We start from the raw sequence: 26,398 nt of genomic DNA on the forward strand, positions 1-26,398 counted from the left end.
TGCGACAGCTGTTACTTTAAGATGCTGTCATGATCTAGTCCCGCCGAGCAACCGGATTCCCGATGACAGACCCACCGGACAACCCGCCGGAACTTGCCCGCCCCACCGCACCGCCCGACCGCCGACCGGGCGGCCGCACCGCCCGCATCCGAGCCCAAGTACTCGACGCGGTGCGCGCCGAACTCGGTGAACACGGTTACGAGGGGCTCACGATGGAGGGCGTGGCGGCCCGCGCCGGCGTGCACCGCGCCACGGTCTACCGGCGCTGGCAGGACGTCGGTGGCTTGCTCGCCGACGTCCTTGACGCCGCCGGCGAGGACGACTGGCAGCCCCCGAACACAGGCTCCCTGCGCGGCGATCTGACAGCCCTCAATGACGAGATCCAGGAGTCCTTGGTCGCACAACCGTCGGTCCCCGAAGCCCTGATGGCCGCCTCGTTCCGCTCCGCGCAAGCCGCCCACGCCCAGCATCAGCTGTGGGAGGACCGGTACGCGCGCTGCGAGGCCCTCGTCGAGCGCGCCATCGATCGCGGTGAACTCCCGCCGCACACGGACGCGCGGCGTCTGCTGATCGCCGCCACCGCACCGCTCTACCACCAGCTAGTACTCCTGCGGACCGCTCCTGATCCGCAGTTGCCCGGTCACGCCGCCACCACAGCAACCCTGGCCGCTGCCGCCGGAGCGTTCACCCGCCCTGCGCAGGGCGAAGAATCCTGACGGTCGGCCTGCCCGGGCTGCAGCGCTGATCGGGCAGCGCGGCGGCTCGGGGTCAGTCCGGAGACCGGGCGCCAATGGACGGGGCCTGGTCGTATTCACCAAGAAGCGGGACGCAGGGGCTGCATCCGGTGCCGGCTGTGCCACGACCGCCTCAAGCCTCCAGGCCAGGCGCTGCGGTGCCCCAGCCGACATTCCTTCAATATCGCCCGGCAGGACTATGCCAGCCTCCTGGCCGGCAACCGGCGTTCCACCGGCGTGGACACTGCCTCCATGGTCCAGGCCCGCACCCTCTTCCTGCAGACCGGCCACTACGCACCGCTCGCGCGTACTCTTGCCCGTCTCACCGCGGCGCTTTGCCCGCCCGACAGCACCGTCCTGGACGCCGGGGTCGGCACCGGCTACTACCTCGCTGCCGTCCTGAACACTCTTCCCACAGCCGTCGGCCTCGGGCTGGACACATCCCCGTACGCTCTCCGCAGGGCAGCCCGGTCCCACGCCCGCGCAGGAGCCGCCAGCTGGGACATCTGGCAACCGTTTCCGATACGGAGCCACGCCGTTGACTTCGTGCTCAACGTCTTCGCACCCCGCAACGGCCCCGAGTTCCACCGCACCCTCCAGCCGAACGGCGTCCTGCTGACCGTCACCCCTTCACCACAGCACCTCGGCGAACTCCAGCGGCATCTCGGCCTGCTGTCGGTCGACCCAGCCAAGGAAGAGCGCCTTCGCCGCACGCTCTCCACGGGTTTCCAGCGCGATCAGACCGAAGCGCTGGAGTACGTCATGGTCCTGACCGCCCAGGACATCGAGGCCCTGTCCTCCATGGGCCCCACTGCCCGCCACATCAACGCCGATGTACTGCGCCGGCGGATCGCCTTACTGGGAACACCCTTCCAGGCGACTGCTTCCTTCGTTGTATCGGTGTACCGGCCACGTTGAACGACCAAGGACGGAACGGGGCGGTCGATTCGCGCCGTCCCGTTCCGCCGACCACCAAGCTGTGTTGGCTCAGCGGCGGTCTGTGGCTCGCGGGTGCCCGGTGCCCGCGAAGGTGATCCAGCAGGTGTCGCGGGCGGTGTCCAGGAGGTACCAGATGCGGCCGCCGCCGGTCACCTCGATCTGCCATTGCTCGCAGGTCTGCCCGCGGTGGGTTCCGTGCGCCAGACCGCCCTTGAGGCGGTGGTGCCGGGGTGTCTCAGTGGCCGGTCTGGGGGCGCTGCGCATGGTGATCCAGGCGCGGTAGGTGTTCTCGCGGGCCTGCTGGGCGAGGCTCTCCCAGCCCTTGGCCGAGGCCGCGTCGGCGAAGCGGACTTCCCAGTGGCCGTCGGGTGCCGGGGGCGCGGCGCGGTCGCCGCGACCCGCGGTCATGCGGTGCCCCGCGGGTCCGGTACCGGGCCGTAGTCTTCGCCGTGGTCCTGGGTCAGCGCGGCGAGCAGTTCAGGGTCGGAGTAGACCTCGGCGGTGTGCTGCCAGGCGATGAGCAACTGGGCGACGGACGCGCTGTTGCCGATTGAGTCGGCGGCACGCATGGTGTCGACCAGTTCGACGGCGAAGGCGTGGAGCTCGGGCTCGGGCAGGAAACGGACCCACGGGAAGGCGTCCGGCAGTATGTCGAGGAGCAGTTCCATGCTGCCGGGCTCCCGGCGGGCCATCGCGGCCAGCATCCGGGTGGCGGCCGACACCACCGTCCGGTCCTGCTCGGCCCGCGCCGCGGTGGTGAGGACCAGATCCTCGCCGTCTCTGCGGTGAAGGAGCAGTCTCGGCGATTCCTGGAGCCGGGCAAGCGTCTGCTTGTTCTTGTTCACCAGCTCGGAGAAGTTCACGGCGGCGCTCTCGATGCTCATAACTTTGAAACTACTTCGAAACTCGCCCCGGCGCCATCACCCAGAAGAGGGGCACAGAGCAGCGGACCGGTCACGCACACCTCACGAGCGGCCGAACGGCGGCGACTGGTTCCGTTTCCCTGGCGGCTGGGGAACGATCTTCGTCAACACGGGGAACGATCTTCAGGGCCTCTTGTCGCCGCACGTCATCAGCACTCGTGAACCCCCCTGGCAGCAGCCCCATCGGTAGGCCACAGGAGCCGCCACCGATACCAGATCCGCCGCCGCCAACGGTCAGGCGCGCAAGCTCGCTGCGAGGGGCCGATCGCCCGAGTCGTTCCCTCGTTTGGGCTAATCGACAACGCGGCGCACGCCTTGCGTTCCTACGGTCGGAAGGGACGGGGTTCGGTCATCCATTCGGGGATCCCGCAGATTGCGCCTGAAGGAGGCAACCATGCTTCGAATACCCGCTGTCGCCGTCGCAGGGTGCATCGTGCTGGGATTGTCGGCCCCTGCTGCGATGGCCGTCGAACCCATCGGCACCGTCGACCCCAAGACCGCAAAGCCCGGCGAAACCGTCATCCTGACCTTGCGCAACTGCGAGAACCCCAGCGAGGGTGGGCTTGCCGAGGGCGCGCTCATCGGCGGCGAGACTACAGCGAGATCCCCCATCGGGATCACGGAGCTCAAGCTTGACACCACCGGAGAGCACCCCTCCGGAACGCTCGTCGGCATAACCCACATAAACGAACATGCCAAACGCGGAACCACCGAACGCATCTACTTCGCCTGCAAGTCGAATCCGAACAAAGCCGCCGAAACCATCATCACTATCGAGCCCTAGCTGGTGCGCTTCGCGAAGTGGGTCCCGGTGGTCATGGCCCACTTCGCGAGCCCGTTGATCAATCGCAGGGGTTTTGACCTGCGCAGACGTCTGGGGCCGAAGGCCCTCCGGAGCCGTGCGTGTAGTTTCGTACGCGCGGTGTGTGGGGCAGTCGATGACATCCACATCTGACCGACGGCGGACGCGAGCGGATCACGACGCTGCCCGATGGAGAAGGTGCCGCACGGTGAGCGCGGTGGTCCAGCAGTCGGCACCTACCCCGATCGAACTTGCAAAGCGGTGGTCGGCGGCCGTGCTGTACAGCAGCGGAGTACAGCAACCACGGTGACCGTAGCCGACCTTCAACGCACCCTGGGAGCCAATCAGCCAGCTCGGCAGACCTCGGCAACCACCCCGCCCGTAGTTCGCATCGAGGGGCCAGGGGTTCAAATCCCCTCAGGTCCACCGCAACAACTGCCCCGGGGAAACTCGGAGTCGGTTGAGGGAAGTCCGCCCGATCGGTTGATCGGGCGGACTTCTTTTTGTTGCCTGCCCCCTGCCCGGCTGATGCCGGGTCAGGCGAGGGGCTTCGCGAAGCAGCGGCTGGCCTCGTGGAAGCGGTAGTAGCCGAACTTGGTGCACGGCTCGTAGCCGCTGGATGTGTACAGGGCGATGGCCTCCGGCTGCTCTGTGCCGGTCTCCAGGACCATGCGGACGCGGCCGGCCGCGCGGGCGTCGTCCTCCAGGGTGGTGAGCATGCGCCGGGCCAGGCCGCGGCCGCGCAGCTCCCTGATCACGAACATCCGCTTGAGCTCGGCGTCGCCGTCCTCGTTGCCCTCGCCGTTCTTGTCCTGGCTGCGCCAGCCGCCGGTGGCGACGGGGCGGTCGCTCTCGTCGTAGGCGATCAGGTACACGCCGTTCGGCGGCGCGAAGTCCGACGGGTCGAGGGGGGTGGCGTCGCCGCCGTCGCCGTAGCGCTCGTGGTACTCGGCCTGGACCTCGTCGTTGAGCTTGACGGCGTCGGGGTGCTCGAAGGAGACGCGACGTATATTCATGCTGGGCATCGTACATCTATGCGATAATCGAATCCGGACTTCGTCCAGTGTGCCGGTATCGTGCCCGGGTGCTCACTGTGACCTCTGTGAACGTGAACGGGTTGCGGGCCGCCGCGAAGAAGGGCTTCGTGGAGTGGCTCGCCGGTACGCAAGCCGATGTGCTCTGCCTGCAGGAGGTGCGCGCCGAGCCGCAGCAGCTGCCCGAGCAGGTCCGCGCGCCGGAGGGCTGGCATGTCGTGCACGTCCCCGCGGCTGCCAAGGGGCGCGCCGGCGTCTCGCTGTACACCCGGCGTGAGCCGGACGCCGTCCGCGTCGGGTTCGGGTCGGCCGAGTTCGACAACAGTGGGCGCTACGCCGAGGTCGACCTGCCCGGTGTGACGATCGCCTCCCTCTATCTCCCCTCCGGCGAGGTCGGCACCGAGCGGCAGGACGAGAAGGTCCGGTTCATGGGTGAGTTCCTCGCCCATCTGAAGGGCCTGCGCGAGCGGGCCGCCGCCGACGGGCGTGAGGTGCTCGTCTGCGGCGACTGGAACATCGCCCACCAGCAGGCCGACCTGAAGAACTGGCGCGGCAACACGAAGAACTCCGGCTTCCTGCCGGAGGAACGGGAGTGGCTGGGGCGGGTCTTCGACGCCGGGGACGGCGGCTACGTCGACGTGGTGCGGGCGCTGCATCCGGACGTGGAGGGGCCGTACACCTGGTGGTCGTACCGGGGGCGGGCCTTCGACAACGACACGGGATGGCGTATCGACCTGGCGGTGGCGACGCCAGGGCTCGCCGAACGCGCCGTCAAGGCGGTCGTCGAGCGGGCGGCCACGCATGCGGAGCGGTGGTCGGACCATGCGCCGGTGACGGTGCTCTTCGAGCGATGACCAAGCGCTCCGCTGGAAGTCGGGTACGCCACCTGCGGGTGCGTCGTGGCTGGTCGCGCCCACGCGGCGGAGCCGCATATCGAAACAGCCCCGCGCCCCTTCGGGGCGCTGCCGAACCGCACCGGACTTCGCCGAGCCCGCTCGGGGCCTACGGCTTCTTCCGCAGCCGCCGGTCCATGGCCAGCGACAGCTCCGCCTCCACCACGCTGCGGGCCAGCGGGCGCAGGCGCGGCAGGTCGTCCTCGGTGGCGTGGCGCAGGACCAGGTCGGCGAACAACTCGGCCAGCGCGTCGGCATGTTCGCGGACCAGTTTGCCCGCCGCCAGGACCTCCGCGAGCGGGATGCCCTCCCGCACCAGTGCGGCGGACACCTCCAGCAGACGGCGGCTGATGTGGACGATCTCGTCGCCGTCGGTGCCGAGGTAGCCGAGTTCCATTGCGGCGGCGAGGTTCTCGGGGGTGGCCTGGCCCGCGAAGTGGTCGGCGAGTTCCTCGGGGGTGAGGCGGACGGGGGTTTCCTCGGTGGGGGCGCCCAGGCCGAGGAGGTCGCCGACGTCGCGGCCGTTGTCGAAGGCCTCGGCCAGTTCCGCTATGCCGCTCAGGGTGTGGCCGCGTTCGAGGAGTGCGCCGATGGTGCGCAGGCGGGCCAGGTGGTGGTCGTCGTACCAGGCGATACGGCCTTCCCGGCGCGGTGGTGGGATCAGCTTGCGTTCGCGGTAGAAGCGCAGGGTGCGCACTGTGATGCCGGCCAGCCGGGCCAGCTCCTCCATGCGGTACTCACGCTTGTCTGCCACGAACGCACCCTAAGTCGTACTGCCGGTAACTTTCCTGGCGCACGCCCCCTACCCATCAGTACGGAGCTGCCCTACCCTCCCATTGCGCCAGTGTTCACTGGCGGAGTCGCGAACGAAGCGTGGAGGCGGGATGGCCGAGCACGAGCACGAACATGTGCGGGTCGCGGTGGTCGGGTCCGGGTTCGGCGGGGTGGGGGCCGCCGTACGGCTGCGGCGCGAGGGTGTCACCGACTTCGTCGTCCTGGAGCGGGCCGACAGCGTTGGCGGTACCTGGCGGGACAACAGCTATCCGGGGTGCGCGTGTGACGTGCCGTCGCATCTCTACTCGTTCTCCTTCGCGCCCAACCCGGACTGGCCGCGCACCTTCTCCGGGCAGGAGCACATCCGCGCCTACCTGGAGCGCGTCACCGACGTCTTCCGGCTCCGCCCGCACCTCCGCTTCAACTCGGAGGTGAAGAAGATGACCTGGGACGGCCAGGAGCTGCGCTGGGAGATCGAGACCAGCTCCGGCCGGCTCACCGCCGACCTCGTGGTCTCCGCGACCGGCCCCCTGCCCGACCCGAAGGTCCCGGACATCCCAGGGCTCGACACCTTCCCCGGCAAGGTCTTCCACTCGGCCCGCTGGGACCACGACTACGACCTGCACGGCAAGCGGGTCGCCATGGTCGGCACCGGCGCCTCCGCCATCCAGATCGTGCCGGCCATTCAGCCCGACGTGGCGAAACTGGTCCTTTTCCAGCGCACCCCGCCGTGGGTGATGCCCCGTATCGACCGCGCCATCACCGGCGCCGAGCGCCGGCTCCACCGCGCCGTTCCGCTGACGACCCAGCTCCGCCGCGGACTGCTCTGGGGCATCCGCGAGTTGCAGGTCCAGGCCTTCACCAAGCACCCCAACGAGCTGGGTCTGGTCGAGCAGTTGGCCAAGCGCAACATGGCCCGCGCCATCAAGGACCCGGCCCTGCGCGCCAAGCTCACGCCCGACTACCGCATCGGCTGCAAGCGGATCCTGCTGTCGAGCGACTACTATCCGGCGATCGCCCGGCCCAATGTGGACGTCGTCGCGAGTGGGCTCAGCGAGATCAACGGCTCGACAGTCATCGCTTCCGACGGCACCGAGACCGAGGTCGACGCGATCGTCTTCGGCACCGGCTTCCACGTCACCGACATGCCGATCGCCGAGCGGGTCGTCGGGGCGGAGGGCCGGACGCTTGCGGAGGTCTGGAAGGACGGTATGGAGGCCCTGCGCGGCGCCTCCGCCGCGGGGTTCCCCAACTGGATGACGATCATCGGGCCCAACACCGGCCTCGGGAACTCGTCCATGATCCTGATGATCGAGTCCCAGTTGAACTACCTGGCCGACTTCGTACGGCAGTTGGACGTGCTCGGTGGGCGCGTCGCCCTCGACGCGCGCCCGAGTGCCGTGCACGCCTGGAACCGGCGGGTGCAGGAGCGGATGAAGCGCACGGTGTGGAACACCGGCGGCTGCACCAGCTGGTACCTGGACGCGGCCGGCCGCAACACGACCATCTGGCCCGGTACGACAGGGGAGTTCCGGCGCGCGACACGGCGGGTGGATCTCGCCGAGTACGCGGTGCTGCGGCCCCGGACCGATGTCAGGACCGGCGAGCAGGACACCGTGGAGGCCGCCGTATGAGCCGTCTGCTGCACGTCTCGTCCGGCCCCTACGCCCCACCCGTCCCCGCCCGCGAGCTCACCGTCACCTCCGCCGACGGCTCCCACCTGCATGTCGAGGTGCACGGCCCCGAACAGGCGCCCCCCGTCGTCCTGGTCCACGGCTGGACCTGCTCCACCGCCTTCTGGGCGGCGCAGATCCGGGCCCTGACCGCCGACCACCGCGTCATCGCCTACGACCAGCGCGGCCACGGACGCAGCCCCGCGAGTCCGGCATGCAGTACCGAGGCGCTCGCCGACGACCTCGAAGCCGTACTCGCCGCGACGCTCGCGCCCGGCGAACGGGCGGTGATCGCCGGGCATTCCATGGGCGGCATGACGGTGATGGCCGCATCCGCGCGCCCCCGCTTCCAGGCGCACGCGGCAGCCGTCCTGCTGTGCAGCACAGGCAGTTCGCGGCTGGTCGCCGAGTCGACGGTGCTGCCACTGCGCGCGGGTCGGCTGCGCACCGCGCTGACGCGGCGCGTCCTCGGCTCCCGGGCGCCGCTCGGACCGGTCACGCCGCTCGCCCGGCGAATCCTCAAGTACGCCACGATGGGCGCAGGTTCGGCCCCGCACATGGTGGAGGCCTGCGCGCACATCGTGCACGCCTGTCCGCGCAAGGTGCGCCACGCCTGGTCACACGTACTCGACTTGCTCGATCTCGACCACGGCGTACGGGAGTTGGCGGTACCGACGGCGGTGGTCGTCGGGTCGCACGACCGGCTCACTCCGCCGGTGCACTCGCGGGCCCTGGTCGCCGCACTGCCGCAGTGCGTCGGGCTCACCGAGCTGCCCGGGCTCGGGCACATGACACCGGTGGAGGCGCCCGAGCTGGTCACCGGCAGGATCCGGGAACTCGTCACCACCTACGCGAACAGCGCGGCGGACACCGACGTCAAGGAGGGCGCATGAGCAGGGTGAGCCTTCAGGGGCAGGTCGCGGTCGTCACCGGGGCCGCGCGGGGCGTCGGCGAGCTGCTCGCCCGGAAGTTGTCGGCGCGCGGCGCCACGGTGGCGCTGGTCGGGTTGGAGCCGGACGCGCTCAAGGAGGTCTCCGCGCGGCTGCACGGCGACAGCGACCACTGGCACGCCGACGTCACCGACCACGACGCCATGGCGAGGGTGGCCCGCGAAGTCAAGGAACGCTTCGGCAAGGTCGACATCGTCGTCGCCAACGCCGGTGTCGCGACCGGCGGTCCCTTCGTCGACTCCGATCCGGAGGCGTGGCGGCGGGTCATCGAGGTCAATCTGATCGGGTCCGCGGTGACGGCCCGGGCGTTCCTGCCGGTGCTGGTGGAGAGCCGGGGTTATCTGCTCCAGATCGCTTCCCTCGCCGCGATCACACCGGCGCCGATGATGACCGCGTACTGCGCCTCCAAGTCGGGCGTCGAGGCGTACGCGCACAGTCTGCGGGCCGAAGTCGGGTACCAGGGCGTGAAGGTGGGCGTCGCGTATCTGTCGTGGACCGACACCGACATGGTGCGCGGGGCCGATCAGGACGACGTCATGCGGGAGTTGAGGCAGCGGCTGCCGTGGCCGTCCAACAAGACGTATCCGCTGGGGCCGGCGGTCGACCGGATCGTCGCCGGGATCGAGCGGCGGTCGAGCCATGTGTACGGGCAGTGGTGGCTGCGCGGGATGCAGGGGGTCCGCGGGTATCTGCCGGGAATCATCGGGACGGTGGGGCAGCGGGAGATGCGGCGGTTCGCGGACCGGTTGCAGGGGATGCGGACCGGGCTCGTCGGTGCGGGCGGCGCCGCCGATGAACAGGCCCGCGCTACGCAGCGTAGTTGATCGAAATGCGCGCTTAGTCCGTCCGTGTAAATCTGGTCGAGGCCCGATCCCCTCACCCACATTGGGAGTGAATCTCATGGGCATGAAGGACCAGTTCCAGGACAAGGCCGAGCAGATCAAGCAGCAGGCCAAGGAGAAGGTCGGTCGACAGGACGAGCGTGAGCGCGAACGCGGCGAGCGCGGTGAGCCGATGAGCGAGCGCAGCCGGCGCGAGACGGAGCGCGAGCAGCGGGAGGCGGAGGACCGCTTCGACCAGGACTACGACGTGTAACGTCCGTCAACTTGTCCTCGGCCGCGGCCGATTGACGCAGGGTGCCCTCTGCTTGTGAGGGCGCCCCGCGTTCCTTCGTTCACGGGGGCGGCGCTCAGGTCCGCGGGGGGAGCTTGGGGCGGGCGCGGTCCGGGATGTCGCTGAGGTCCGGGGGAGTGGCCGCGAGGTTGGTCGTCAACAGCTCCAGGGCCAGCCGGACCGCGTCGTCGAGTTGGGAGTAGCGGCCTTCCGCCCAGTCGAGGGGGGTGCGCAGGGCCTCCAAGTCGGGGGCGACGCCGTGGTTTTCGACGGACCAGCCATAGGCGTCGAACCAGGCGGCGTTCATCGGGACCGTGATGACGGTGCCGTCGCCCAGGCGGTGCCGGCCGGTCATGCCGACGACTCCGCCCCAGGTGCGCTGCCCGACGACCGGGCCCAGGTTAAGGAGTTTGAAAGCGGCTGTGATCATGTCGCCGTCCGAGGACGTGGCTTCGTCGGCCAGGGCCACCACCGGCCCGCGGGGCGCGTTCGAGGTGTACGACACCGGCTGGGCGTTGCGGGTGAGGTCCCAGCCGAGGATCGTGCGGGTCAGCTTCTCGATGACGAGTTCGCTGATGTGCCCGCCGGCGTTGCCGCGCACGTCCACTATCAGCGCGGGCCGCGAGACCTCCATCCGCAGGTCGCGGTTGAACTGGGCCCAGCCGGAGCCGCCCATGTCGGGGATGTGCAGATAGCCGCAGCGGCCGCCGCTCAACTCCCGTACCACCGCACGGCGTTTGGCCACCCAGTCCTGGTAGCGCAGCGGCCGTTCGTCGACGAGCGGGATGACGGCGACCCGGCGGGAGCGTCCCTCGCCTCCGGCCGGGGTGAACGTCAGCTCCACCGTCGTACCGCCCGCACCGGCCAGGAGCGGGTAGGGGCCGGCCACCGGATCCACCGGGCGTCCGTCCACATGGGTCAGGATCGCCCCCTCCCGGATCCCCGAACCGGCCAGCGGGGAGCGGGCCTTGGAGTCGGAGGAGTCACCCGGCAGGATCCGCTTGACCGCCCAACCGCCGTCCCTGCGCACGAAGTTGGCGCCGAGCAGGCCCTGCCAGCGCTGGTAGTGCGCGGGGCCCTCGTTGCGGCGGGCGGCGGAGACGTAGGCGTGCGAGGTGCCCAGCTCGCCCAGCACTTCGCGGAGCAGGTCGGCGAACTCGTCCGGTGATGCGACCCGGTCGACCAGCGGCCGGTACTGGTCCAGCACCGCGTCCCAGTCGATCCCGCACATGCCCGGGTCCCAGAAGTACGCGCGGATGAGCCGGCCCGCCTCCTCGTACGACTGGCGCCACTCGGCGCCCGGGTCCACCTCGTGCATGATCCGGCGCACGTCGATCCAGGTCGTCGTGTCGCTGTCGCCGGCCTCCGTGGACGGCACCGCGCGCAGATCGCCCTCGTCGACCACGACGAGCCGGGTGCCGTCGCCGCTGACCGCGAAGAAGTCCAGGTGCTGGACGAGTTCGGACTTCTTCGCCTTGGTGATGTTGAAGTACTCGAGGGTGGGGCGGCCGCTGGTGTCGTCCGGGTTCACGAACGTCTCGCCGAGCGCGCCCGAGATCGGCCAGCGCAGCCAGACCAGGCCGCCGCCCGCGACCGGGGCCAGTGCCGAGTACTTGGAGGCCGCGACCGGGAACGGGGTCACCCGGCTCTCCAGACCCTCGATCTCCACGGTCACCGCGCCGGCCTCGCCGGGCTCCTCCTCCTCGACCGGGTCCAGACCGCCGGCGGCCGGGCGGCCGTCGGGATTCAGGGCGAAGGGGGAGGGCGTGGCGGAGGAGAGCGGGACCAGGTACGGGCGGCAGCCCAGCGGGAAGGACAGGTCGCCGGTGTGGACGTCGTACACCGGGTCGAAGCCGCGCCAGGAGAGGAAGGCGAGATAGCGGCCGTCGCTGGTGAAGACCGGGTTCTCGTCCTCGAAGCGGCCGTTGGTGACGTCGACGATGAAACGGTCCTTGATGCGGGCCATCTTGATCTGGCGCAGTGTGCGCCCGATCCCCGGGTGCGACCACGTCAGCCACGTCCCGTCCGGCGAGAAGGTCAGGTCCCGCACCGATCCGTTGATCGACCGGATCAGCTCGGTCACTTCACCGTTCGACTCCTCGGTCGCGTCGATCAGCAGCAGTCGGCCGTCGTGCGCGGCGATCGCGAGCCGCTCGCCCTGCGGATCGCAGACCATTTCCAGGACGCGCCCCAGCTCCCCCTGTGCCAGCCGCCGCGGCCGGCGATCGCCGGTGGCCCGCGGCAGATAGGCGATCTCGATCGCGTCCTCGCCCTCCGCGTCCGTGATGTAGGCGACCTGGTCGCCCGAGCCGAGCATCTCCGGGAGCCGGACCCGTACGCCGGGCGTGTCGATGAGCGTGCGCGCCGGTCCGTCCCGGTGCGTCAGCCAGTAGAGACTCCCTCGTACGACGACCGCGCTCGCGCGGCCCGTCTCGTCCACGGAGATGCCGTTCACGTTCTGGGCGGCGGGCACCTGGTATGTACGCCGGCCCGCGCGCGGCCCGCTCAGGCGTACGTCGAGGCGGCGGGGCGCCGAGTCCGCGGCCAGGTCGTCGACGATCCACAGGTCGCCCGCGCACTGGTAGACGACCCGCGTGCCGTCGCTGGACGCGTGCCGGGCGTAGAAGGCGTCGTGGTCGCTGTGGCGGCGCAGGTCGGAGCCGTCGTAGGCGCAGGAGTAGAGGTTGCCGACGCCCTCGTGGTCGGAGAGGAAGGCGATGCGGCCGCCGACGAACATGGGGGAGTGCAGATGGCCGTTCAGGTCGGCGAGCAGGCGTTGCCCGTGCAGCCACAGCCGGCCCATCGCCCCGCCCCGGTAACGCTTCCAGGAGGCCGGTTCGTGGGGTGGGGTGCCGGTGAGGAGAAGGGTCTTGCGCTCCCCCTCGATGTCGGCGACCTGAATGTCGGAGACCGGCCCCCAGGGCAGCTTGCGGCCCGGGTCGCCGTCGGGGGAGACCTTGTAGGCCCAGGTGAAGTGGGAGAAGGGCTCGCCGTGCGAGGCGACGGCGAGGATGTCGCCGTCCGGGGTCCAGCCGCAGACCTGGGTGTCCGCGCTGCCCCAGTAGGTCAGCCGGCGTCCCGCACCGCCCTCCACGGGCGCGAGATGGATCTCCGGGACGAGGCTGCGCCAGCTCGTGTACGCGAGGTGGCGGCCGTCCGGCGAGAAGCGAGGATGACCGATCTTGGTGCGGTCGACGGTGAGCCGCCAGGCGCGGCCCGGGCCGTCGAGAGGGGCGAGCCAGAGGTCGTCCTCGGCGACGAAGCACAGCAGGTCACCGCTGAGGTGGGGCAGGCGCAGATAGGTCACGTTTCCATGCTTTGCCTGGGGATGGACCAGGGCAAATTGTGGAAAAGAGGCTGGGCGTGACCCAGCGCACGTACGAAACCGTTTCGTTTCGCGAGTCTCTGCGCTACATTCGTCGTGTACGAAACCGTGTCGTTCGGAAGCGGGAAGGTGAGCGGAATGGCTGAGGTCGCGACGCCGCGTCGCAGTCGTATCACTCCCGAGCGCGAGGCCGAGTTGTACGAGGCCGTGCTCGACCTGCTCCGTGAAGTCGGCTACGACGCCCTCACCATGGACGCCGTGGCCGCCCGGACACGCTCCAGCAAGGCCACGCTCTACCGCCAGTGGGGCGGCAAGGCCGAGCTGGTCGTGAAGGCCGTCCGGCACAACAAACCCGGCTCGCTCGCCGACGTCGACACCGGCTCGCTCCGGGGCGATCTGCACGCCCACCTGGAGCTGGCGGACGACTGCCAGTTGGAGCAGAACGCCGCGCTCATGCGGGGTCTGGCCATGGCGGTGCACCACAACCCCGACCTCCTGCGGGAGTTCCGGGAAAAGCTCGTCGAGCCGGAAATGCGGGAGTTCCGCCGCGTGCTGCAGCGGGCCGTCGACCGGGGTGAGGTCCGTGCGGACAACCCGGCGCTGGATTACCTGAGGCACATGATGATCGGGGCGTTCGTCGCCCGGGGGCTGATCGAGGATCTGCCGCCGACCCGGGCCTTCCTCATCTCGTACATCGACGCCGTGGTCCTCCCCGCCCTCGGCGTTCCCACCACCTGAGCCCTATCCCCCTCAGTTAGTACCTGACGCGACCGCTCACGTCGTCGGGCCGATCACCCCTGCACCCACCGGGTTGGTCACCCCTGCCCTGAAAACCCCACGACCTGACCGGGAGACGCCCTCGTGGCCACGTTCCTCTACAAAATCGGCCGACTCGCCTTCCGGCGACGGCATTTCGTCGCCCTGATCTGGGTGGCGCTGCTGACGCTCGCGGGTGTCGGCGCCGCCAGTGCCCCCGCCGCGGGCACCACCTCCTTCTCCATCCCCGGCACCGAGGCCCAGAAGGCCTTCGACCTGCTGGAGGACCGCTTCCCCGGCATGAGTGCCGACGGAGCGACCGCCCGGGTCGTCTTCAAGGCGCCCGACGGCGAGAAGATGACCGACGCCGAGAACAAGGCGACCGTCAAGGAGACCGTCCGGGAGCTGTCCGACGGCTCCGAGGTCGTCTCCGTCGCCGACCCGTACAAGGCGCAGGCCGTCAGCAAGGACGGCACGGTCGCCTACGCGGCGGTGAGCTACGACGTCTCCGGCATGGAGCTGGAGGACTCCACCAAGGAAGCCTTGGAGGAGGCCGCGCAGAACGCGCGGGACGCCGGGCTGACCGTGGAGATCGGCGGTGACGCGCTCCAGGCCACGCCCGAGACCGGCACCACCGAGATCATAGGTATCGCGGTCGCCGCGGTCGTCCTGGTGATCACCCTGGGCTCGCTGGTCGCGGCCGGACTGCCGCTGCTGACGGCGATCATCGGTGTGGGCATCGGCGTCTCCACCATCACGGCCCTCGCCAACACGCTCGAACTCGGCTCCACCACCTCCACGCTGGCCATGATGATCGGCCTCGCCGTCGGCATCGACTACGCGCTGTTCATCGTCTCCCGCTACCGGGCCGAACTCGCCGAGGGCCGCGACCGCGAGGAGGCTATCGGCCGGGCGGTCGGCACGGCGGGCTCCGCGGTGGTCTTCGCAGGCCTGACGGTCGTCATCGCCCTGGCCGGTCTCGCCGTCGTCAACATCCCGATGCTGACCAAGATGGGCCTCGCGGCGGCGGGCACGGTCGTCATCGCTGTACTGATCGCCCTCACCATGATCCCGGCGCTGCTCGGCTACGCGGGCCGCAGGATCCAGCCGGCGGGTGCGAAGAGCAAGCTGCTCGGCGGCGGCCGCAAGTCCAAGAACCAGAAGAGCAGCCAGGACAGCCAGACCAAGCCGAACATGGGCACGCGCTGGGCGAGCTTCGTCGTCCGCCGCCCCGTCGCCGTCCTCCTCTTCGGCATCATCGGCCTCGGCGCTGCCGCGGCCCCGGTCGGCTCGCTCGAGCTGGGCCTGCCCGACGACGGTTCGCAGCCGACGTCGACGACCCAGCGCCGCGCCTACGACCTGCTGTCCGAGGGCTTCGGCCCCGGCTTCAACGGTCCGCTGATGCTGGTGGTCGACGCCAAGTCCAGCGACGACCCCCAGGCGGCCGCCGCCACGGTGACCGACGAGATCAAGGGTCTGGAGGGCGTCGTCACGGTGGCCCCGGCGGTGCCCAACAAGGCCGGTGACACCTACACGATCACCGTGATCCCGGACTCCAAGCCCTCGTCGACCGAGACCGAGGACCTGGTCCACGGCATCCGTGACGCGGGCGCGGACATCAAGGCCGACACGGGCGCGGAGGTGCTGGTCACCGGCACCACCGCAATGAACATCGACTTCTCGCAGAAGATGAACGATGCGCTGATCCCGTACCTGGCGCTGGTGGTGGGCCTCGCGTTCCTCCTCCTGATCGCGGTCTTCCGCTCGATCCTGGTCCCCCTGAAGGCGGCCCTCGGCTTCCTGCTGAGCGTGCTCGCCGCGCTGGGCGCCGTCGTCGCGGTCTTCCAGTGGGGCTGGCTCGCCGGCCTCATGGGCGTCGAGGAGACCGGCCCGATCATGTCGATGATGCCGATCTTCATGGTCGGCGTGGTCTTCGGCCTCGCGATGGACTACGAGGTGTTCCTCGTGACGCGGATGCGGGAGGCGTACGTCCACGGCGAGAAGCCCAGCCAGGCGGTCGTGACGGGCTTCAGGCACGGCGCGAGGGTGGTCACGGCAGCGGCGGTGATCATGATGGCGGTGTTCGCCGGCTTCATCGGCTCCAGCGAGTCGATGGTCAAGATGATCGGCTTCGGCCTCGCGATCGCGGTCTTCTTCGACGCGTTCATCGTCCGCATGGCGATCGTCCCGGCGGTCCTCGCCCTGCTCGGCAGGAAGGCCTGGTGGCTGCCGCGGTGGCTGGACCGCGCCCTGCCCAACGTCGACGTGGAGGGCGAGGGCCTGCGCACCAAGTCCGACGACGGCCGCAAGGACCCGGACGAGGAGCGGGAGTTGGTACGCGTCTGACGCGACGGCTTCCCTGAAGGCCAGCCGGTGAGGGTTCCGTGGGGACGGGGCTGCCCTCACCGGCTTCCTTCATGCAGCGTGTGCGTGCGATCACTGTCCGGCGTTTGTCTCGTGCTGTCTCGGCTGTCTTGGGAGTTGTACGGGTACGAGTGCGCGTCGGAGGTGGGTGGCCGTGAACGACGGTGTGGACGAAGCGGGTTGGGATGTCGAGCCGGGGGACGAGATCGAACCGGTGGTCCAGGCGGTGGGGCGTCTGCTCAAGGTCTGCCGGGAGGGGGCCGGGATGCGGGCGTCCGACTTCGGGGAGGTCATGGGATACGGCGAGGACATGATCAGGAAGATGGAGCGGGGGACCCGGATTCCTCGGCCGGAGTTCCTGGACAGGGCGGACCAGATCCTGAACGCCCAGGGGCATCTCAGGGAGTTCATGGAGGAGATGCGGAAGGCTCGGTATCCGAAGAAGGTGCGGGAGCTGGCGGAGATGGAGGGGCGGGCTGTGGAGATGCTGCTGTACAGCAGCCACAACATCCATGGTCTGTTGCAGACGCCGGAGTACATGACGGCGCTGTACGAGGTGCGACAGCCCCCGCTCGCTCAGGACGTGGTGGAACGCGAGGTGGCAGCCCGCATGGCTCGAAAGTCGGTCTTCGAGCGGGACCCCGCTCCGTCGCTGAGTTTCGTCCAGGAGCAGGTGACGCTGGAACGGCCGATCGGGGGCAAGATGGTGTTGTGCCGTCAGCTCGGACACCTGCTGGAAGTAGGGAAGTTGCGGAACGTCTCGCTTCAGGTCATGCCGACCGACCGGGAGGAGCACGCCGGAATGCACGGTCTGATCGAAGTGCTGAAGTTCGCCGATGGGACCGCGATCGGGCGTTCCGAAGGCGCGTTCAACGGTCGCCCGGTCTCAAGCCCAAGGGATCTTCGGATCCTTGAACTGCGCTATGGGATGATCCGGGCGCAGGCTCTCACGCCAAGGGAGTCGCTGGCCTTCATCGAGCAAGCGCTGGGGAGACTATGAGCACCTCGGAACTCCACTGGTTCAAGAGCAGCTACAGCAGCAGCAACGAGCCCGGCGACTGCGTCGAGGTCGCCACCACCCCCGCCACCATCCACATCCGCGACTCCAAGACTCCCGACACTCCGCACGTCACCGTCGCTCGGGGCACCTGGGCCGACTTCCTGACGTACGTCGCGAAGTGACCGTCGGGGCCGCTCGCTTCTTTGCCAGTGTCGTGCTTCCACGGCCCAAGTAAAGGGCGCTGCGTTCCGCTGCGCTCCACTCCGCGTCGGCTGCGCCGATGGCCCTGCGGGCCACCCTTGACTCGGTCCGTTCCAGCACGGGTGAGAAGCGAGCGAGCGGCCCGGAAAGGCGGGTGGCCGAGGCACGCGGTCGCCTCCGTCGGCTGCGGAGCGGGCCGGGGTTGGCGGGCGCGGTCGCGCCTCGCATGCACGCCGGGTCGGCTCAGCGGCTTGCGGGTGGTGGGTAGCGGGGCGGGCGCGTCAGTGGGGTGGGGGGCACGCCGGGTGGGCTCAGCGACTTGCGGGTGCTGGGTGGCCAGGGCGGGCGCGTCAGCGGGATGGGGACACGCCCGGTCAGCTCAGCGGCTCACGGTGAGCGGGTGGCGGGGGCGCGCGTCAGTGGGTGGGGGACGCCGGGTCGGCACGGCAGCGATCGGTGGGTGGATGGCGGGGGTGGACGCGGCGGGTTGGTGGGGCAGGCCACGCAAGTCACATCACTGGCACACGAGCCTCACCGACCCCACTCCTGCAGGTGATGGGAGGATTTGTGCCTCAAGCAGGCACCCACGACCTGGGCTTTCTCCGGTTGGGTGGCACAAATCCTCCCATCACTGCTCCTTGCCCGGGCCGTGACATTGAGGAGTGGTGTAGCGGCTGAGAGTGCAACACGTCCGCCAGATGTGTTGCACCTGCGGATTCCCCCACTGGTGGGCGACCGCCGTCCACCACGTCAGTGGACGTGACCCTTGCCCGCGATCGGAGCGATCCGAGGGCGGACCACCGCCGCCCCCGGGTGCTGCGGCCGCCGACCCGGCCCGGAATGCCACCACCCGGCTGTCGCGCCCGCCCCGCCACCCACCGCAAGCCGCTATGCCGTCCCGCCGTGCCCCCATCCCGCTGACGCGCCCGCCCTGGCCACCCAGCACCCGCAAGTCGCTGAGCCCACCCGGCGTGCCCCCCACCCCACTGACGCGCCCGCCCCGCTACCCACCACCCGCAAGCCGCTGAGCCGACCCGGCGTGCATGCGAGGCGCGACCGCGCCCGCCAACCCCGGCCCGCTCCGCAGCCGACGGAGGCGACCGCGTGCCTCGGCCACCCGCCTTTCCGGGCCGCTCGCTCGCTTCTCACCCGTGCTGGAACGGACCGAGTCAAGGGTGGCCCGCAGGGCCATCGGCGCAGCCGACGCGGAGTGGAGCGCAGCGGAACGCAGCGCCCTTTACTTGGGCCGTGGAAGCACGACACTGGCAAAGAAGCGAGCGGCCCCGACGGCAACCCCTCAACAGACCTGGCCGCCAACCCCGGCACTCCGCCAACCCACCAAGAACCGGTCCCATCCCAACCCCCAACCCCCAACCCCACCCCGTAACCCAGTCGCAGGCCCCCTACACCCACCGCTAGCGTGCCCTGCATGACGAATCCCGCCACTGACCTCAAGGACGAGGGCTGCGAAGCCCACCCTCGTTTTGCCGAGGCCCTCGACGCGCTGGGGCTCGGTGAACTGCGCGGCCGTATCCGCCGGTTCCCGGACGCCACCCGTACCGCCGCCGAGGCTGCCGCCGCGATCGGGTGCGAGTTGAGCCAGATCTGCAAGTCGCTCGTCTTCGCGGCGGACGGGGTCCCGGTGCTCGTCCTCATGGACGGGGCCTCCCGCGTCGACGTGGAGCTCGTGCGGCGGGAGCTCGGAACCGAGAAGGTGACGCGGGCCGGCGCCGACGTCGTAAGGGAGACGACGGGGTACGCCATCGGAGGTGTGCCGCCGTTCGGGCATCGGACGGCGACGCGGGTGCTTGCCGACCGCGGGCTGCTTCACCACGACGTCGTGTGGGCCGCCGCGGGCACCCCGCACACCGTCTTCCCCATGGAGCCCAAGGCCCTCGTCGCCCACGCCGGCGGCACCCTGGTGGACGTGCGCGAGCGGGCTGCGTGACGCCGCTGGTCACCGCGGCCGTACTGCTGGCTGCGGTCACCCACGCGAGCTGGAACGCGATCGCGCACCGCATCACCGACAAGCTGGTCGGGTTCGCGCTCATCTCGGGCGGAGGCCTGGTCATCGGGCTCGCGCTCGTGCCGTTCGTGGCCTTCCCGGCCGCGCAGGCGTGGCCGTATCTCTTCGCCTCCGCGGCCATCCACATCGTCTATTACGCGCTGCTGATGACGTCCTTTCGGCTCGGTGACTTCGGGCAGGCGTATCCGATCGCGCGCGGCAGTGCGCCCCTGGCCGTCACGGTGCTCGCCGCCGTCTTCGCACACGAGGTGCCGGACGGCTGGGTCGTCGCCGGCATCGCGCTGAGCTGCGCGGGACTCACCGGCGCCGCGCTGTGGGGGCTGCGCGGGCGGCGGCCGGACTGGGCGGCGATCGGGGCGGCGCTGGCGACCGGGCTGTCGATCGCGGCGTACACGGTGGTGGACGGGCTGGGCGTGCGGGCGTCCGGCTCGCCCCTCGGGTACGTCGCGTGGCTCATGGCGGTGCAGGGGATGGTGATACCGGCGTACGCCGCGTACCGCTGGCGTACGCAGACGCCCGCGCGCCTGCGGCCGTTCCTCGGGCTCGGACTGCTGGGCGCGGGGCTCTCCGTGGGGGCGTACGCGCTGATCCTGTGGGCGCAGACCCGCGCGGAACTCGCGCCCATCTCCGCCCTGCGCGAGTCCTCGGTCATCGTGGGCGCGGCCATCGGGGCGGTGGTGTTCAAGGAGCGGTTCGGTACGCCGCGGATCGTGGCCGCCGGGCTGCTGTTGGCGGGGATCGGGTTGATGCTGCGGTGAAGTGCCGGCGCGGTTGTGGAGCACGACAACCACGACGGGACGCGACAACTCCGGCATCGGAGGAGCACCCTGGAAGCAACCCTGGAAACACGGGTTCCGGAGGAGATCGTCATGATGCACACCGCTGTGGGATGGCATGTCGAGCTGGAGTTCCAGGAAGACGACACGCACACGAAGGCAGCCGCGTTGGTGCGCTTGCCCGACGGGAGCGAGGTTCGGGCGCACGGGCACGCCAGCCGGCACCACACCGACCCTAATCAGCCGAGGGTCGGCGAGGAGATCGCTGGGGCGCGGGCGCTCAACGAGCTCGCGATGCAGCTGCTCACCAAGGCGCACGGCGAGATCGACTCGGTGTCCGGGCGGACATCGCATCCGATCCATGTCTGATCGCCGTACGTCCTAGCCGCGTACGGTTTGGCCGTACGCACAACCGGAGGTGGCCGTCAGGTCGCCCGACCGGGGGAAAGGCCTGGTCAAACGGGTCCAGGGCGGTTCACTGGAGGCGGCGACGCGGCACGATCGGCGCATGACGCAACAGTCTCTGAGCCGACGCCGTGCGCTCGGCACCGTCGCCGCCACCAGTCTGGCCGCCCTGTTCACCGCCGGTGCCCCCAGGGCGGCGGCCGCCATGAGCCGGCCGGCGCCCCTGGCCGGCGGGACCTACACCATCGCCAAGAACCCCGGGCAGCTCCTCACCGCCCAGGGCGTCGACGAACCCCTCGTCATCCTGCCGCCCGGTGCGGCGCCGGGCGCCCAGGAGTGGGAGGTGGTGCGGCTCACCCACGGCAATATCGCCCTGCGCAACATCCGGCAGAACACCTACGTGGGCCATCAGGGCACGTTCCGGCCCCACCGGTTCGCCGTGACGACGAGCACCCCGTACGAGTGGGGGCTCAGCCCGGCGCTGCGCACGAGCAAGGGCTTTCTCGCCTTCCACCTCCAGGCTCCTGACAGCGAACTGGTCCTCGACCGGAGCCCGTTGGCGGTCTACCCGCCCCGCGTCGACCTTCAGCTCCCCCGGAAGGGCGATGTGCGTCAGGCGTGGCAGTTCCGGGCCGTCACGAAGTGACCCACCAGTGGTCGCTAGGCGATCGCCTGGCGTACCGCGCGTACCAGTGCCTGTGCCCTCGGGTCCGCCGTGACGCTCTTGCGGAAGCCGTTCGTGACATAGCCGAAGGCGATGCCGGCCTCCGGGTCGGCGAAACCGAGGGCGCCGCCGCGGCCCGGGTGGCCGAAGGAGGCCGGGGAGAGCAGCGGGGAGGCGGCGCCGTCCAGCATGTAGCCGAGGCCGAAGCGGGTGGTGACGACGAGGGTGCGGTCGGGGCCCGCGGACTGCTCGGCCCGGGCGAGTCCGGCCGTCTCCGGGGTGAAAAGCCGCTGCCCGTCGGCCACGTCGCCGATCAGCGAGGCGTAGAAGCGGGACAGTCCCTCCGCCGTGCCGATGCCGTTGGAGGCGGGGAGGGCGGCGGCGCGGTAGGCGGGGTCGTTCTCGTCGGGCAGGGGCGTGATCGCGGCGAAGGCGCGCCGGGTGAGGGACGCGGGGTCGGCGTAGGCGTCGGCCACGGCTCGCTTGGGGCGCGTCTTCAGTGCGCCGGCCGTCTCCGGGGGCGCGACCTGTCCGACGCGTCCGACCCGGGCGGCCTCGCCCGCGGGCAGCCCCAGCCACAGGTCGGCGCCGGCCGGGCCCGCGATCTCGTCCGCGATCCACTCACCGACCTCACGCCCGGTGACCCGCCGTATCAGCTCGCCGACCAGCCAGCTGTACGTCTGCGCGTGGTACCCGTGGTCCGCTCCCGGCTCCCACACCGGCGTCTGCGCGGCCACCGCCGCGGCGCCGAGGTCCGGGTCGGCCGCCTCCTCGGGGGTCAGCGGACGGTCCAGGACCGGCACTCCCGCGCGATGCGTGAGCAGATGCCGTACGAGGGTCCGCTCCTTGCCGGCCGCCTTGTACTCCGGCCACCACTCGCCGACCGGCGCGTCCAGGTCCAGCTCGCCGCGCTGGTGCAGCAGCAGGAGTGCGGCGGCGGCGACGCCCTTGGTCGCCGAGCGCACGATCTGCGCGGTGCCCTGCTGCCAGGGCTCACTGCCGTCGACGTCCTTGGTGCCGCCCCACAGGTCGACGACCTTGTGCCCGTCGCGGTGGACGACCACGGCCGCGCCGCGGTCGCCGAGCGCCTCGAAGTTCCGTACGAACGCTGCCCTGACCGGCTCGAAGCCCTCGGCAACCGTGCCGTGCACATCCACGTCCGTACTCCGTTCACTCACACCCGTGACGGTCGGTGCAGCGCGGACGTAGGGCCGGCGATTCCCTGGTTCCGGGTGGTTTTCGTCACCCCATTCGTCACCCCAGCAGGATCGTGACGTCGATGTTGCCGCGGGTCGCGTTCGAGTACGGGCAGACCTCGTGGGCCGCGTCGACCAGCTTGGCGGCGATGTCCGGGTCGAGGACGGGCAGGGAGACGCTGAGTGCGACCGCGAGACCGTAGCCGCGCTGCTTGTTGGGGCCGATGCCGACCTTCGCGGCGACGGCGGAACCCGACAGGTCGTAGCCCTCCCGACGGCCGACCAGGACCAGCGCGTTGTGGAAGCAGGAGCTGTAGCCGGCCGCGAACAGCTGCTCCGGGTTGGTGCCGTTGCCGTCGCCGCCGAGCTCCGGAGGCATCGCCACCTTCAGTTCGATCTGGCCGTCCTGACTGGTGACATAGCCGTCCCGGCCGCCGTGCGCGGTGGCCTCGGCGACATACATGATCTTCGTCGGGCGGGTGTCGACGGCGGAGTCGACGGTGGTGCCTTCGGTCACGGCAGGACCTCCCCCAGGGCGGACACAACGGCAGGCAGCACAGAGGTGTGCAAGTACATCGTGCACAAGGTACTGGCGGGTAGGTGCTCGTGGGGTTACTGGGGGGTAGTGACCGGAGGTAACAGGGCGCGCAGAGCGCCGTGTTACGCCTCAGCGGGCGCTCTCGGCCGCCGTCTCCGCCCGCTGCGCGAGCTGCCACAACTCCTCGCGCAACCGCGCGACCTCCGCCGCGCCGAGCCCTGTCGTCGCAAGCAGCGCGCCCGGCACACGCGTCGCACGCTCCCTCAGTTCCTCCGCGCGTCCCGTGCAGGCAACCAGCACCGAGCGCTCGTCGTGCGCCGCGCGCTCCCGGCGTACGAGCCCCGCCGCCGCGAGTCGCTTGAGCAGCGGCGACACCGTGCCGTAGTCGAGCCGCAGCGCCGCCGCCAGCTCCTTCACCGTGGTCTCACCGCGCTCCCACAGGACGAGCAGCACGAGGTACTGCGGGTAGGTCAGACCGAGCTCGTCGAGGAGCGGGCGGTACGCGGCCGTCACCGCGCGCTGGGCGGCGTACAGCGCGAAGCACAGCTGCTCGTCCAGCAGCAGCGACCCGGCGTCCTCGTGTTCCGTCACGCGCCCATTGTCACGGACGCCGGGGGACGGCCGTCACGGAAACACTTCAAGCGGGCCCCGACCCGGCGGGCACCGCCCTCGGGTCGAAGCCGAAGGGCAGCTCCAGACGGTGCGCCCGCATGAGCTCGTCGTCGGAGAGCAGGTCGCCCGTCGGACCGTCGGCGGCGATGACGCCCTCGCTCAGGATCAGCGAGCGTGGGCACAACTCGAGGGCGTACGGCAGGTCGTGGGTGACCATGAGCACGGTCACGTCCAAGGACCGCAGGATGTCGGCCAGTTCGCGACGGGAGGCGGGGTCGAGGTTGGAGGACGGCTCGTCCAGGACGAGGATCTCCGGCTCCATGGCCAGCACGGTCGCGACGGCCACCCGGCGCCGCTGCCCGAAGGACAGATGGTGCGGGGGCCGGTCCTGGAAGTCGGCCATCCCCACCTGCTCCAGCGCCCGCTGCACACGCGCCTGGAGTTCCGCCCCCGTCAGCCCGGCCGCGGCCGGCCCGAAGGCGACGTCCTCGCGGACGGTCGGCATGAACAGCTGGTCGTCGGGGTCCTGGAAGACGATGCCGACGCGGCGCCGGATCTCGGCCATGTTCTTCTTGCCGACGGGCAGCCCGGCCACCCGCACCGAGCCCGTGCCGCCGCTCAGGATGCCGTTGAGGTGCAGCACCAGCGTGGTCTTCCCGGCACCGTTCGGCCCGAGCAGCGCGACCCGCTCGCCGCGTTCGATGCGGAAGTCCACGCCGAACAGGGCCTGGTGCCCGTCGGGGTAGGCGAAGGCGAGGCCCGAGACCTCCAGCGAGGCAGAAGCAGTCACAGCGACCATCCCAGCAGACAGACGACAAGAGCGGCACACGGCAGAGCGAGGGCGTACGACCACTGCGCCCGGGACGCGGTCACCTCGTCGATCACCGGCATCACACCGGCGTAGCCACGGCTGACCATCGCGAGATGCACGCGCTCACCGCGCTCGTAGGAGCGGATGAACAGGGCCCCGGCGGACTTCGCCAGCACCCCCCAGTGCCGTACGCCGCGCGCCTCGAAGCCCCGTGACTCCCGCGCGATGCGCATCCGCCGCATCTCGTCGGTGATGAGATCGCCGTACCGGATCATGAACGACGCGATCTGCACCAGCAGCGGCGGCAGTTTCAGCCGCTGCAGGCCGAGCAGCAGCTCCCGCAGTTCGGTGGTGGAGGCCAGCAGCACGGACGCGGCGACGCCCAGCGTGCCCTTGGCGAGCACGTTCCAGGCGCCCCACAGTCCGCTGACGCTCAGCGACATGCCCAGCACCTCGGTGCGCTCGCCCTCCGCGACGAACGGCAGGAGCACGGCGAACGCGACGAACGGTACCTCGATCAACAGCCGTTTGAGCAGAAAACCGGCGGGCACGCGCGCGACGGCGGCGACGACGCCCAGCAGCACGGCGTACGCCCCGAACGCCCACATCGCCTCCCGCGGTGTGGACACCACGACCACGACGAAGGCGAAGGTGGCGGCGAGCTTGGTGTGCGGCGGCAGGGCGTGCACGGGTGAGGACCCCGACCGATAGAGCTTGTGGGCGTGGCCCGCACCCATGTCAGACGCCCGTGTTCGTGGGCGAGGCGGGCGACACGTCGGTTCCCTCGTCGCTGCGGCGGCGGCGCACCGCCCAGAAGATGCCGCTGCCCGCGACGACGGTGACGCCGACCCCGATCACACCGGCGAGGCCGCCGGACAGGCGGGCGTTGTCGACATCCTTGACGCCGTAGTCGGCGAGCGGGGAGTCGGCGATGTCGTGTTCCTCGGCGGACTCGGCGAAGCCCTTGTCCTCGGCGACCTTCTCCAGGCCGTCGGGGCTGGCGGAGGCGTAGAAGCTGACGAAACCGGCGAGGACGAGGGAGGTGACAAGGCCGACGAGCCAGACCTTGTGGTGAGACCGCGCGGCGACCGCGACCGGCTCCGCGGCGGGCGCGTCGACGAGTTCGCCGCCGACCCGCAGCTTCAGCGGCCGGCGCAGATCACGGGCGCCGTACACGAGGTCCGGCCGGACGGCGACGACGGCGCCGACGGTGAGCGCGGTGATCGCGGCCTCGCCGATGCCGATGAGGATGTGGACGCCGACCATGGCGGTGGCGACCTTGCCGATGGAGACGTCGGTGGTGCCGCCGACCGCGTAGAACAGGGTGAAGGCGACGGCGGCGGCCGGCACCGACACCAGGGCGGCGAGGAAGGAGGCCGCGGTGACCGAGCGCCGGCTGCGCGGGAGCACCTTCACCAGGCCGCGGAAGAGGACGTAGGCGACGACGGTTCCGACGATCGCCATGTCGGTGATGTTCACGCCCAGTGCGGTCAGGCCGCCGTCCGCGAAGAGGATGCCCTGCATCAGCAGGACGACGGATATGCACAGGACGCCGGTATAGGGGCCGACGAGTATCGCGGCGAGGGCGCCGCCCAGCAGATGTCCGCTGGTCCCGGCCGCGACCGGGAAGTTCAGCATCTGCACCGCGAAGATGAATGCCGCCACGAGACCGGCCAGCGGCGCGGTGCGCTCGTCGAGCTCGCGGCGCGCGCCGCGCAGGCTGACGGCGACGGCGCCCGCGGCGACGACTCCGGCCACGGCGGAGGTGGGGGCGTTGATGAATCCGTCAGGTACATGCACCGTTCGATGATAGTGGCTTAATGCGAATGGCTTGCAAGAGCGAGTCCCTCTCCTCTTGTTGGATGCGCCGTGCATGCGAGATATGCCCG

27 protein-coding genes are annotated in these 26,398 nt (G+C 70.3%); 16 read left to right on the forward strand and 11 right to left on the reverse strand.

Going from position 1 to position 26,398, the window contains the following annotated elements:
- Nucleotides 1-62 precede the first annotated feature (62 nt).
- The gene (locus ACKTSN_RS27385) at nt 63-716 is read left to right on the forward strand and encodes a TetR/AcrR family transcriptional regulator (protein WP_409471535.1); all 654 of its coding nucleotides are present in this window, start codon (nt 63-65) and stop codon (nt 714-716) included.
- 135 nt (nt 717-851) lie between these two features.
- Nucleotides 852-1,652, forward strand: a complete 801-nt coding sequence (locus ACKTSN_RS27390) for a methyltransferase type 11 (RefSeq protein ID WP_409474930.1) — start codon at nt 852-854, stop codon at nt 1,650-1,652.
- 69 nt (nt 1,653-1,721) lie between these two features.
- On the opposite strand, the gene ACKTSN_RS27395 is transcribed toward ACKTSN_RS27390, so the two are convergent.
- Together ACKTSN_RS27395 and ACKTSN_RS27400 are read right to left on the reverse strand one after the other, a co-directional pair.
- Nucleotides 1,722-2,081, reverse strand: a complete 360-nt coding sequence (locus ACKTSN_RS27395) for a hypothetical protein (RefSeq protein ID WP_409471536.1) — start codon at nt 2,079-2,081, stop codon at nt 1,722-1,724.
- Nucleotides 2,078-2,557, reverse strand: coding sequence for a hypothetical protein (locus tag ACKTSN_RS27400; RefSeq protein WP_409471537.1), 480 nt, complete (start codon nt 2,555-2,557; stop codon nt 2,078-2,080). Before ACKTSN_RS27400 ends, ACKTSN_RS27395 begins: the two co-directional genes overlap by 4 nt.
- 433 nt (nt 2,558-2,990) lie before the next feature.
- On the opposite strand from ACKTSN_RS27400, the gene ACKTSN_RS27405 reads away from it, so the two are divergent.
- Entirely contained in the window at nt 2,991-3,380 is a 390-nt protein-coding gene (locus ACKTSN_RS27405; protein WP_409471538.1) for a hypothetical protein, read from the forward strand.
- 554 nt (nt 3,381-3,934) lie between these two features.
- Here ACKTSN_RS27405 and ACKTSN_RS27410 read toward each other — a convergent pair.
- The gene (locus tag ACKTSN_RS27410; protein ID WP_409471539.1) at nt 3,935-4,414 is read right to left on the reverse strand and encodes a GNAT family N-acetyltransferase; all 480 of its coding nucleotides are present in this window, start codon (nt 4,412-4,414) and stop codon (nt 3,935-3,937) included.
- 68 nt (nt 4,415-4,482) lie between these two features.
- Between ACKTSN_RS27410 and ACKTSN_RS27415 the strand changes: the two genes are divergently transcribed.
- Nucleotides 4,483-5,286: an exodeoxyribonuclease III gene (locus ACKTSN_RS27415; protein WP_409471540.1), complete on the forward strand. Its 804-nt coding sequence runs from the start codon at nt 4,483-4,485 to the stop codon at nt 5,284-5,286.
- A 148-nt stretch (nt 5,287-5,434) separates the two neighbouring features.
- On the opposite strand, the gene ACKTSN_RS27420 is transcribed toward ACKTSN_RS27415, so the two are convergent.
- Nucleotides 5,435-6,079 carry a MerR family transcriptional regulator gene (locus ACKTSN_RS27420; protein WP_409471541.1) on the reverse strand — a complete coding sequence of 215 codons (645 nt, stop codon included), beginning with the start codon at nt 6,077-6,079 and terminating at the stop codon, nt 5,435-5,437.
- 130 nt (nt 6,080-6,209) lie between these two features.
- Between ACKTSN_RS27420 and ACKTSN_RS27425 the strand changes: the two genes are divergently transcribed.
- The 4 genes from ACKTSN_RS27425 to ACKTSN_RS27440 all read left to right on the forward strand — a co-directional run bounded on the left by ACKTSN_RS27425 (nt 6,210) and on the right by ACKTSN_RS27440 (nt 9,817).
- Nucleotides 6,210-7,733 (forward strand): flavin-containing monooxygenase, encoded by a 1,524-nt coding sequence (locus ACKTSN_RS27425; protein WP_409471542.1) that lies wholly within the window; start codon nt 6,210-6,212, stop codon nt 7,731-7,733.
- Nucleotides 7,730-8,665 (forward strand): alpha/beta fold hydrolase, encoded by a 936-nt coding sequence (locus ACKTSN_RS27430; protein ID WP_409471543.1) that lies wholly within the window; start codon nt 7,730-7,732, stop codon nt 8,663-8,665. Before ACKTSN_RS27425 ends, ACKTSN_RS27430 begins: the two co-directional genes overlap by 4 nt.
- Complete coding sequence (locus ACKTSN_RS27435) at nt 8,662-9,546, forward strand: SDR family oxidoreductase (protein WP_409471544.1); 885 nt, start codon at nt 8,662-8,664, stop codon at nt 9,544-9,546. The genes ACKTSN_RS27430 and ACKTSN_RS27435 overlap by 4 nt, the downstream gene beginning before the upstream one ends.
- Before the next feature lie 76 nt (nt 9,547-9,622).
- Nucleotides 9,623-9,817, forward strand: coding sequence for a hypothetical protein (locus ACKTSN_RS27440; RefSeq protein WP_409471545.1), 195 nt, complete (start codon nt 9,623-9,625; stop codon nt 9,815-9,817).
- A gap of 94 nt (nt 9,818-9,911) precedes the next feature.
- Here the strand turns inward: ACKTSN_RS27440 and ACKTSN_RS27445 are convergent, their stop codons facing one another.
- Nucleotides 9,912-13,142, reverse strand: coding sequence for a S41 family peptidase (locus tag ACKTSN_RS27445; RefSeq protein ID WP_409471546.1), 3,231 nt, complete (start codon nt 13,140-13,142; stop codon nt 9,912-9,914).
- A 156-nt stretch (nt 13,143-13,298) separates the two neighbouring features.
- Between ACKTSN_RS27445 and ACKTSN_RS27450 the strand changes: the two genes are divergently transcribed.
- From ACKTSN_RS27450 to ACKTSN_RS27485, 8 genes are all read left to right on the forward strand, one after another.
- Nucleotides 13,299-13,898, forward strand: a complete 600-nt coding sequence (locus ACKTSN_RS27450; RefSeq protein WP_409471547.1) for a TetR/AcrR family transcriptional regulator — start codon at nt 13,299-13,301, stop codon at nt 13,896-13,898.
- 123 nt (nt 13,899-14,021) lie between these two features.
- Entirely contained in the window at nt 14,022-16,262 is a 2,241-nt protein-coding gene (locus ACKTSN_RS27455; RefSeq protein WP_409471548.1) for an MMPL family transporter, read from the forward strand.
- 172 nt (nt 16,263-16,434) lie between these two features.
- Nucleotides 16,435-17,280: a helix-turn-helix domain-containing protein gene (locus ACKTSN_RS27460; RefSeq protein ID WP_409471549.1), complete on the forward strand. Its 846-nt coding sequence runs from the start codon at nt 16,435-16,437 to the stop codon at nt 17,278-17,280.
- Nucleotides 17,277-17,462: a DUF397 domain-containing protein gene (locus tag ACKTSN_RS27465; RefSeq protein WP_409471550.1), complete on the forward strand. Its 186-nt coding sequence runs from the start codon at nt 17,277-17,279 to the stop codon at nt 17,460-17,462. The genes ACKTSN_RS27460 and ACKTSN_RS27465 overlap by 4 nt, the downstream gene beginning before the upstream one ends.
- Nucleotides 17,463-18,910: 1,448 nt before the next feature.
- Nucleotides 18,911-19,429, forward strand: a complete 519-nt coding sequence (locus ACKTSN_RS27470) for a YbaK/EbsC family protein (protein ID WP_409471551.1) — start codon at nt 18,911-18,913, stop codon at nt 19,427-19,429.
- On the forward strand, nt 19,426-20,265 hold the full coding sequence (locus tag ACKTSN_RS27475) for an EamA family transporter (protein ID WP_409471552.1): 840 nt from the start codon (nt 19,426-19,428) through the stop codon (nt 20,263-20,265). The genes ACKTSN_RS27470 and ACKTSN_RS27475 overlap by 4 nt, the downstream gene beginning before the upstream one ends.
- A 111-nt stretch (nt 20,266-20,376) precedes the next feature.
- On the forward strand, nt 20,377-20,652 hold the full coding sequence (locus ACKTSN_RS27480; RefSeq protein ID WP_129799945.1) for a DUF1876 domain-containing protein: 276 nt from the start codon (nt 20,377-20,379) through the stop codon (nt 20,650-20,652).
- A 139-nt stretch (nt 20,653-20,791) separates the two neighbouring features.
- The gene (locus ACKTSN_RS27485; protein WP_409471553.1) at nt 20,792-21,334 is read left to right on the forward strand and encodes a hypothetical protein; all 543 of its coding nucleotides are present in this window, start codon (nt 20,792-20,794) and stop codon (nt 21,332-21,334) included.
- A gap of 14 nt (nt 21,335-21,348) precedes the next feature.
- Here ACKTSN_RS27485 and ACKTSN_RS27490 read toward each other — a convergent pair whose 3' ends face one another.
- From ACKTSN_RS27490 to ACKTSN_RS27515, 6 genes are all read right to left on the reverse strand, one after another.
- Complete coding sequence (locus ACKTSN_RS27490) at nt 21,349-22,509, reverse strand: serine hydrolase domain-containing protein (RefSeq protein ID WP_409474931.1); 1,161 nt, start codon at nt 22,507-22,509, stop codon at nt 21,349-21,351.
- Between the two features lie 97 nt (nt 22,510-22,606).
- The gene (locus ACKTSN_RS27495) at nt 22,607-23,011 is read right to left on the reverse strand and encodes an organic hydroperoxide resistance protein (protein ID WP_409474932.1); all 405 of its coding nucleotides are present in this window, start codon (nt 23,009-23,011) and stop codon (nt 22,607-22,609) included.
- 204 nt (nt 23,012-23,215) lie between these two features.
- Nucleotides 23,216-23,677, reverse strand: coding sequence for a MarR family winged helix-turn-helix transcriptional regulator (locus ACKTSN_RS27500; protein WP_409471554.1), 462 nt, complete (start codon nt 23,675-23,677; stop codon nt 23,216-23,218).
- 46 nt (nt 23,678-23,723) lie between these two features.
- Entirely contained in the window at nt 23,724-24,497 is a 774-nt protein-coding gene (locus ACKTSN_RS27505; protein WP_409471555.1) for an energy-coupling factor ABC transporter ATP-binding protein, read from the reverse strand.
- Nucleotides 24,485-25,246 carry a cobalt ECF transporter T component CbiQ gene (gene cbiQ / locus ACKTSN_RS27510; RefSeq protein WP_409471556.1) on the reverse strand — a complete coding sequence of 254 codons (762 nt, stop codon included), beginning with the start codon at nt 25,244-25,246 and terminating at the stop codon, nt 24,485-24,487. Before cbiQ ends, ACKTSN_RS27505 begins: the two co-directional genes overlap by 13 nt.
- 1 nt (nt 25,247) lies before the next feature.
- The gene (locus ACKTSN_RS27515) at nt 25,248-26,309 is read right to left on the reverse strand and encodes an energy-coupling factor ABC transporter permease (protein ID WP_409471557.1); all 1,062 of its coding nucleotides are present in this window, start codon (nt 26,307-26,309) and stop codon (nt 25,248-25,250) included.
- Nucleotides 26,310-26,398: the final 89 nt, after the last annotated feature.

Source organism: Streptomyces flavusporus, assembly GCF_046267975.1.
Classification (GTDB): Bacteria; Actinomycetota; Actinomycetes; order Streptomycetales; family Streptomycetaceae; genus Streptomyces; species Streptomyces flavusporus.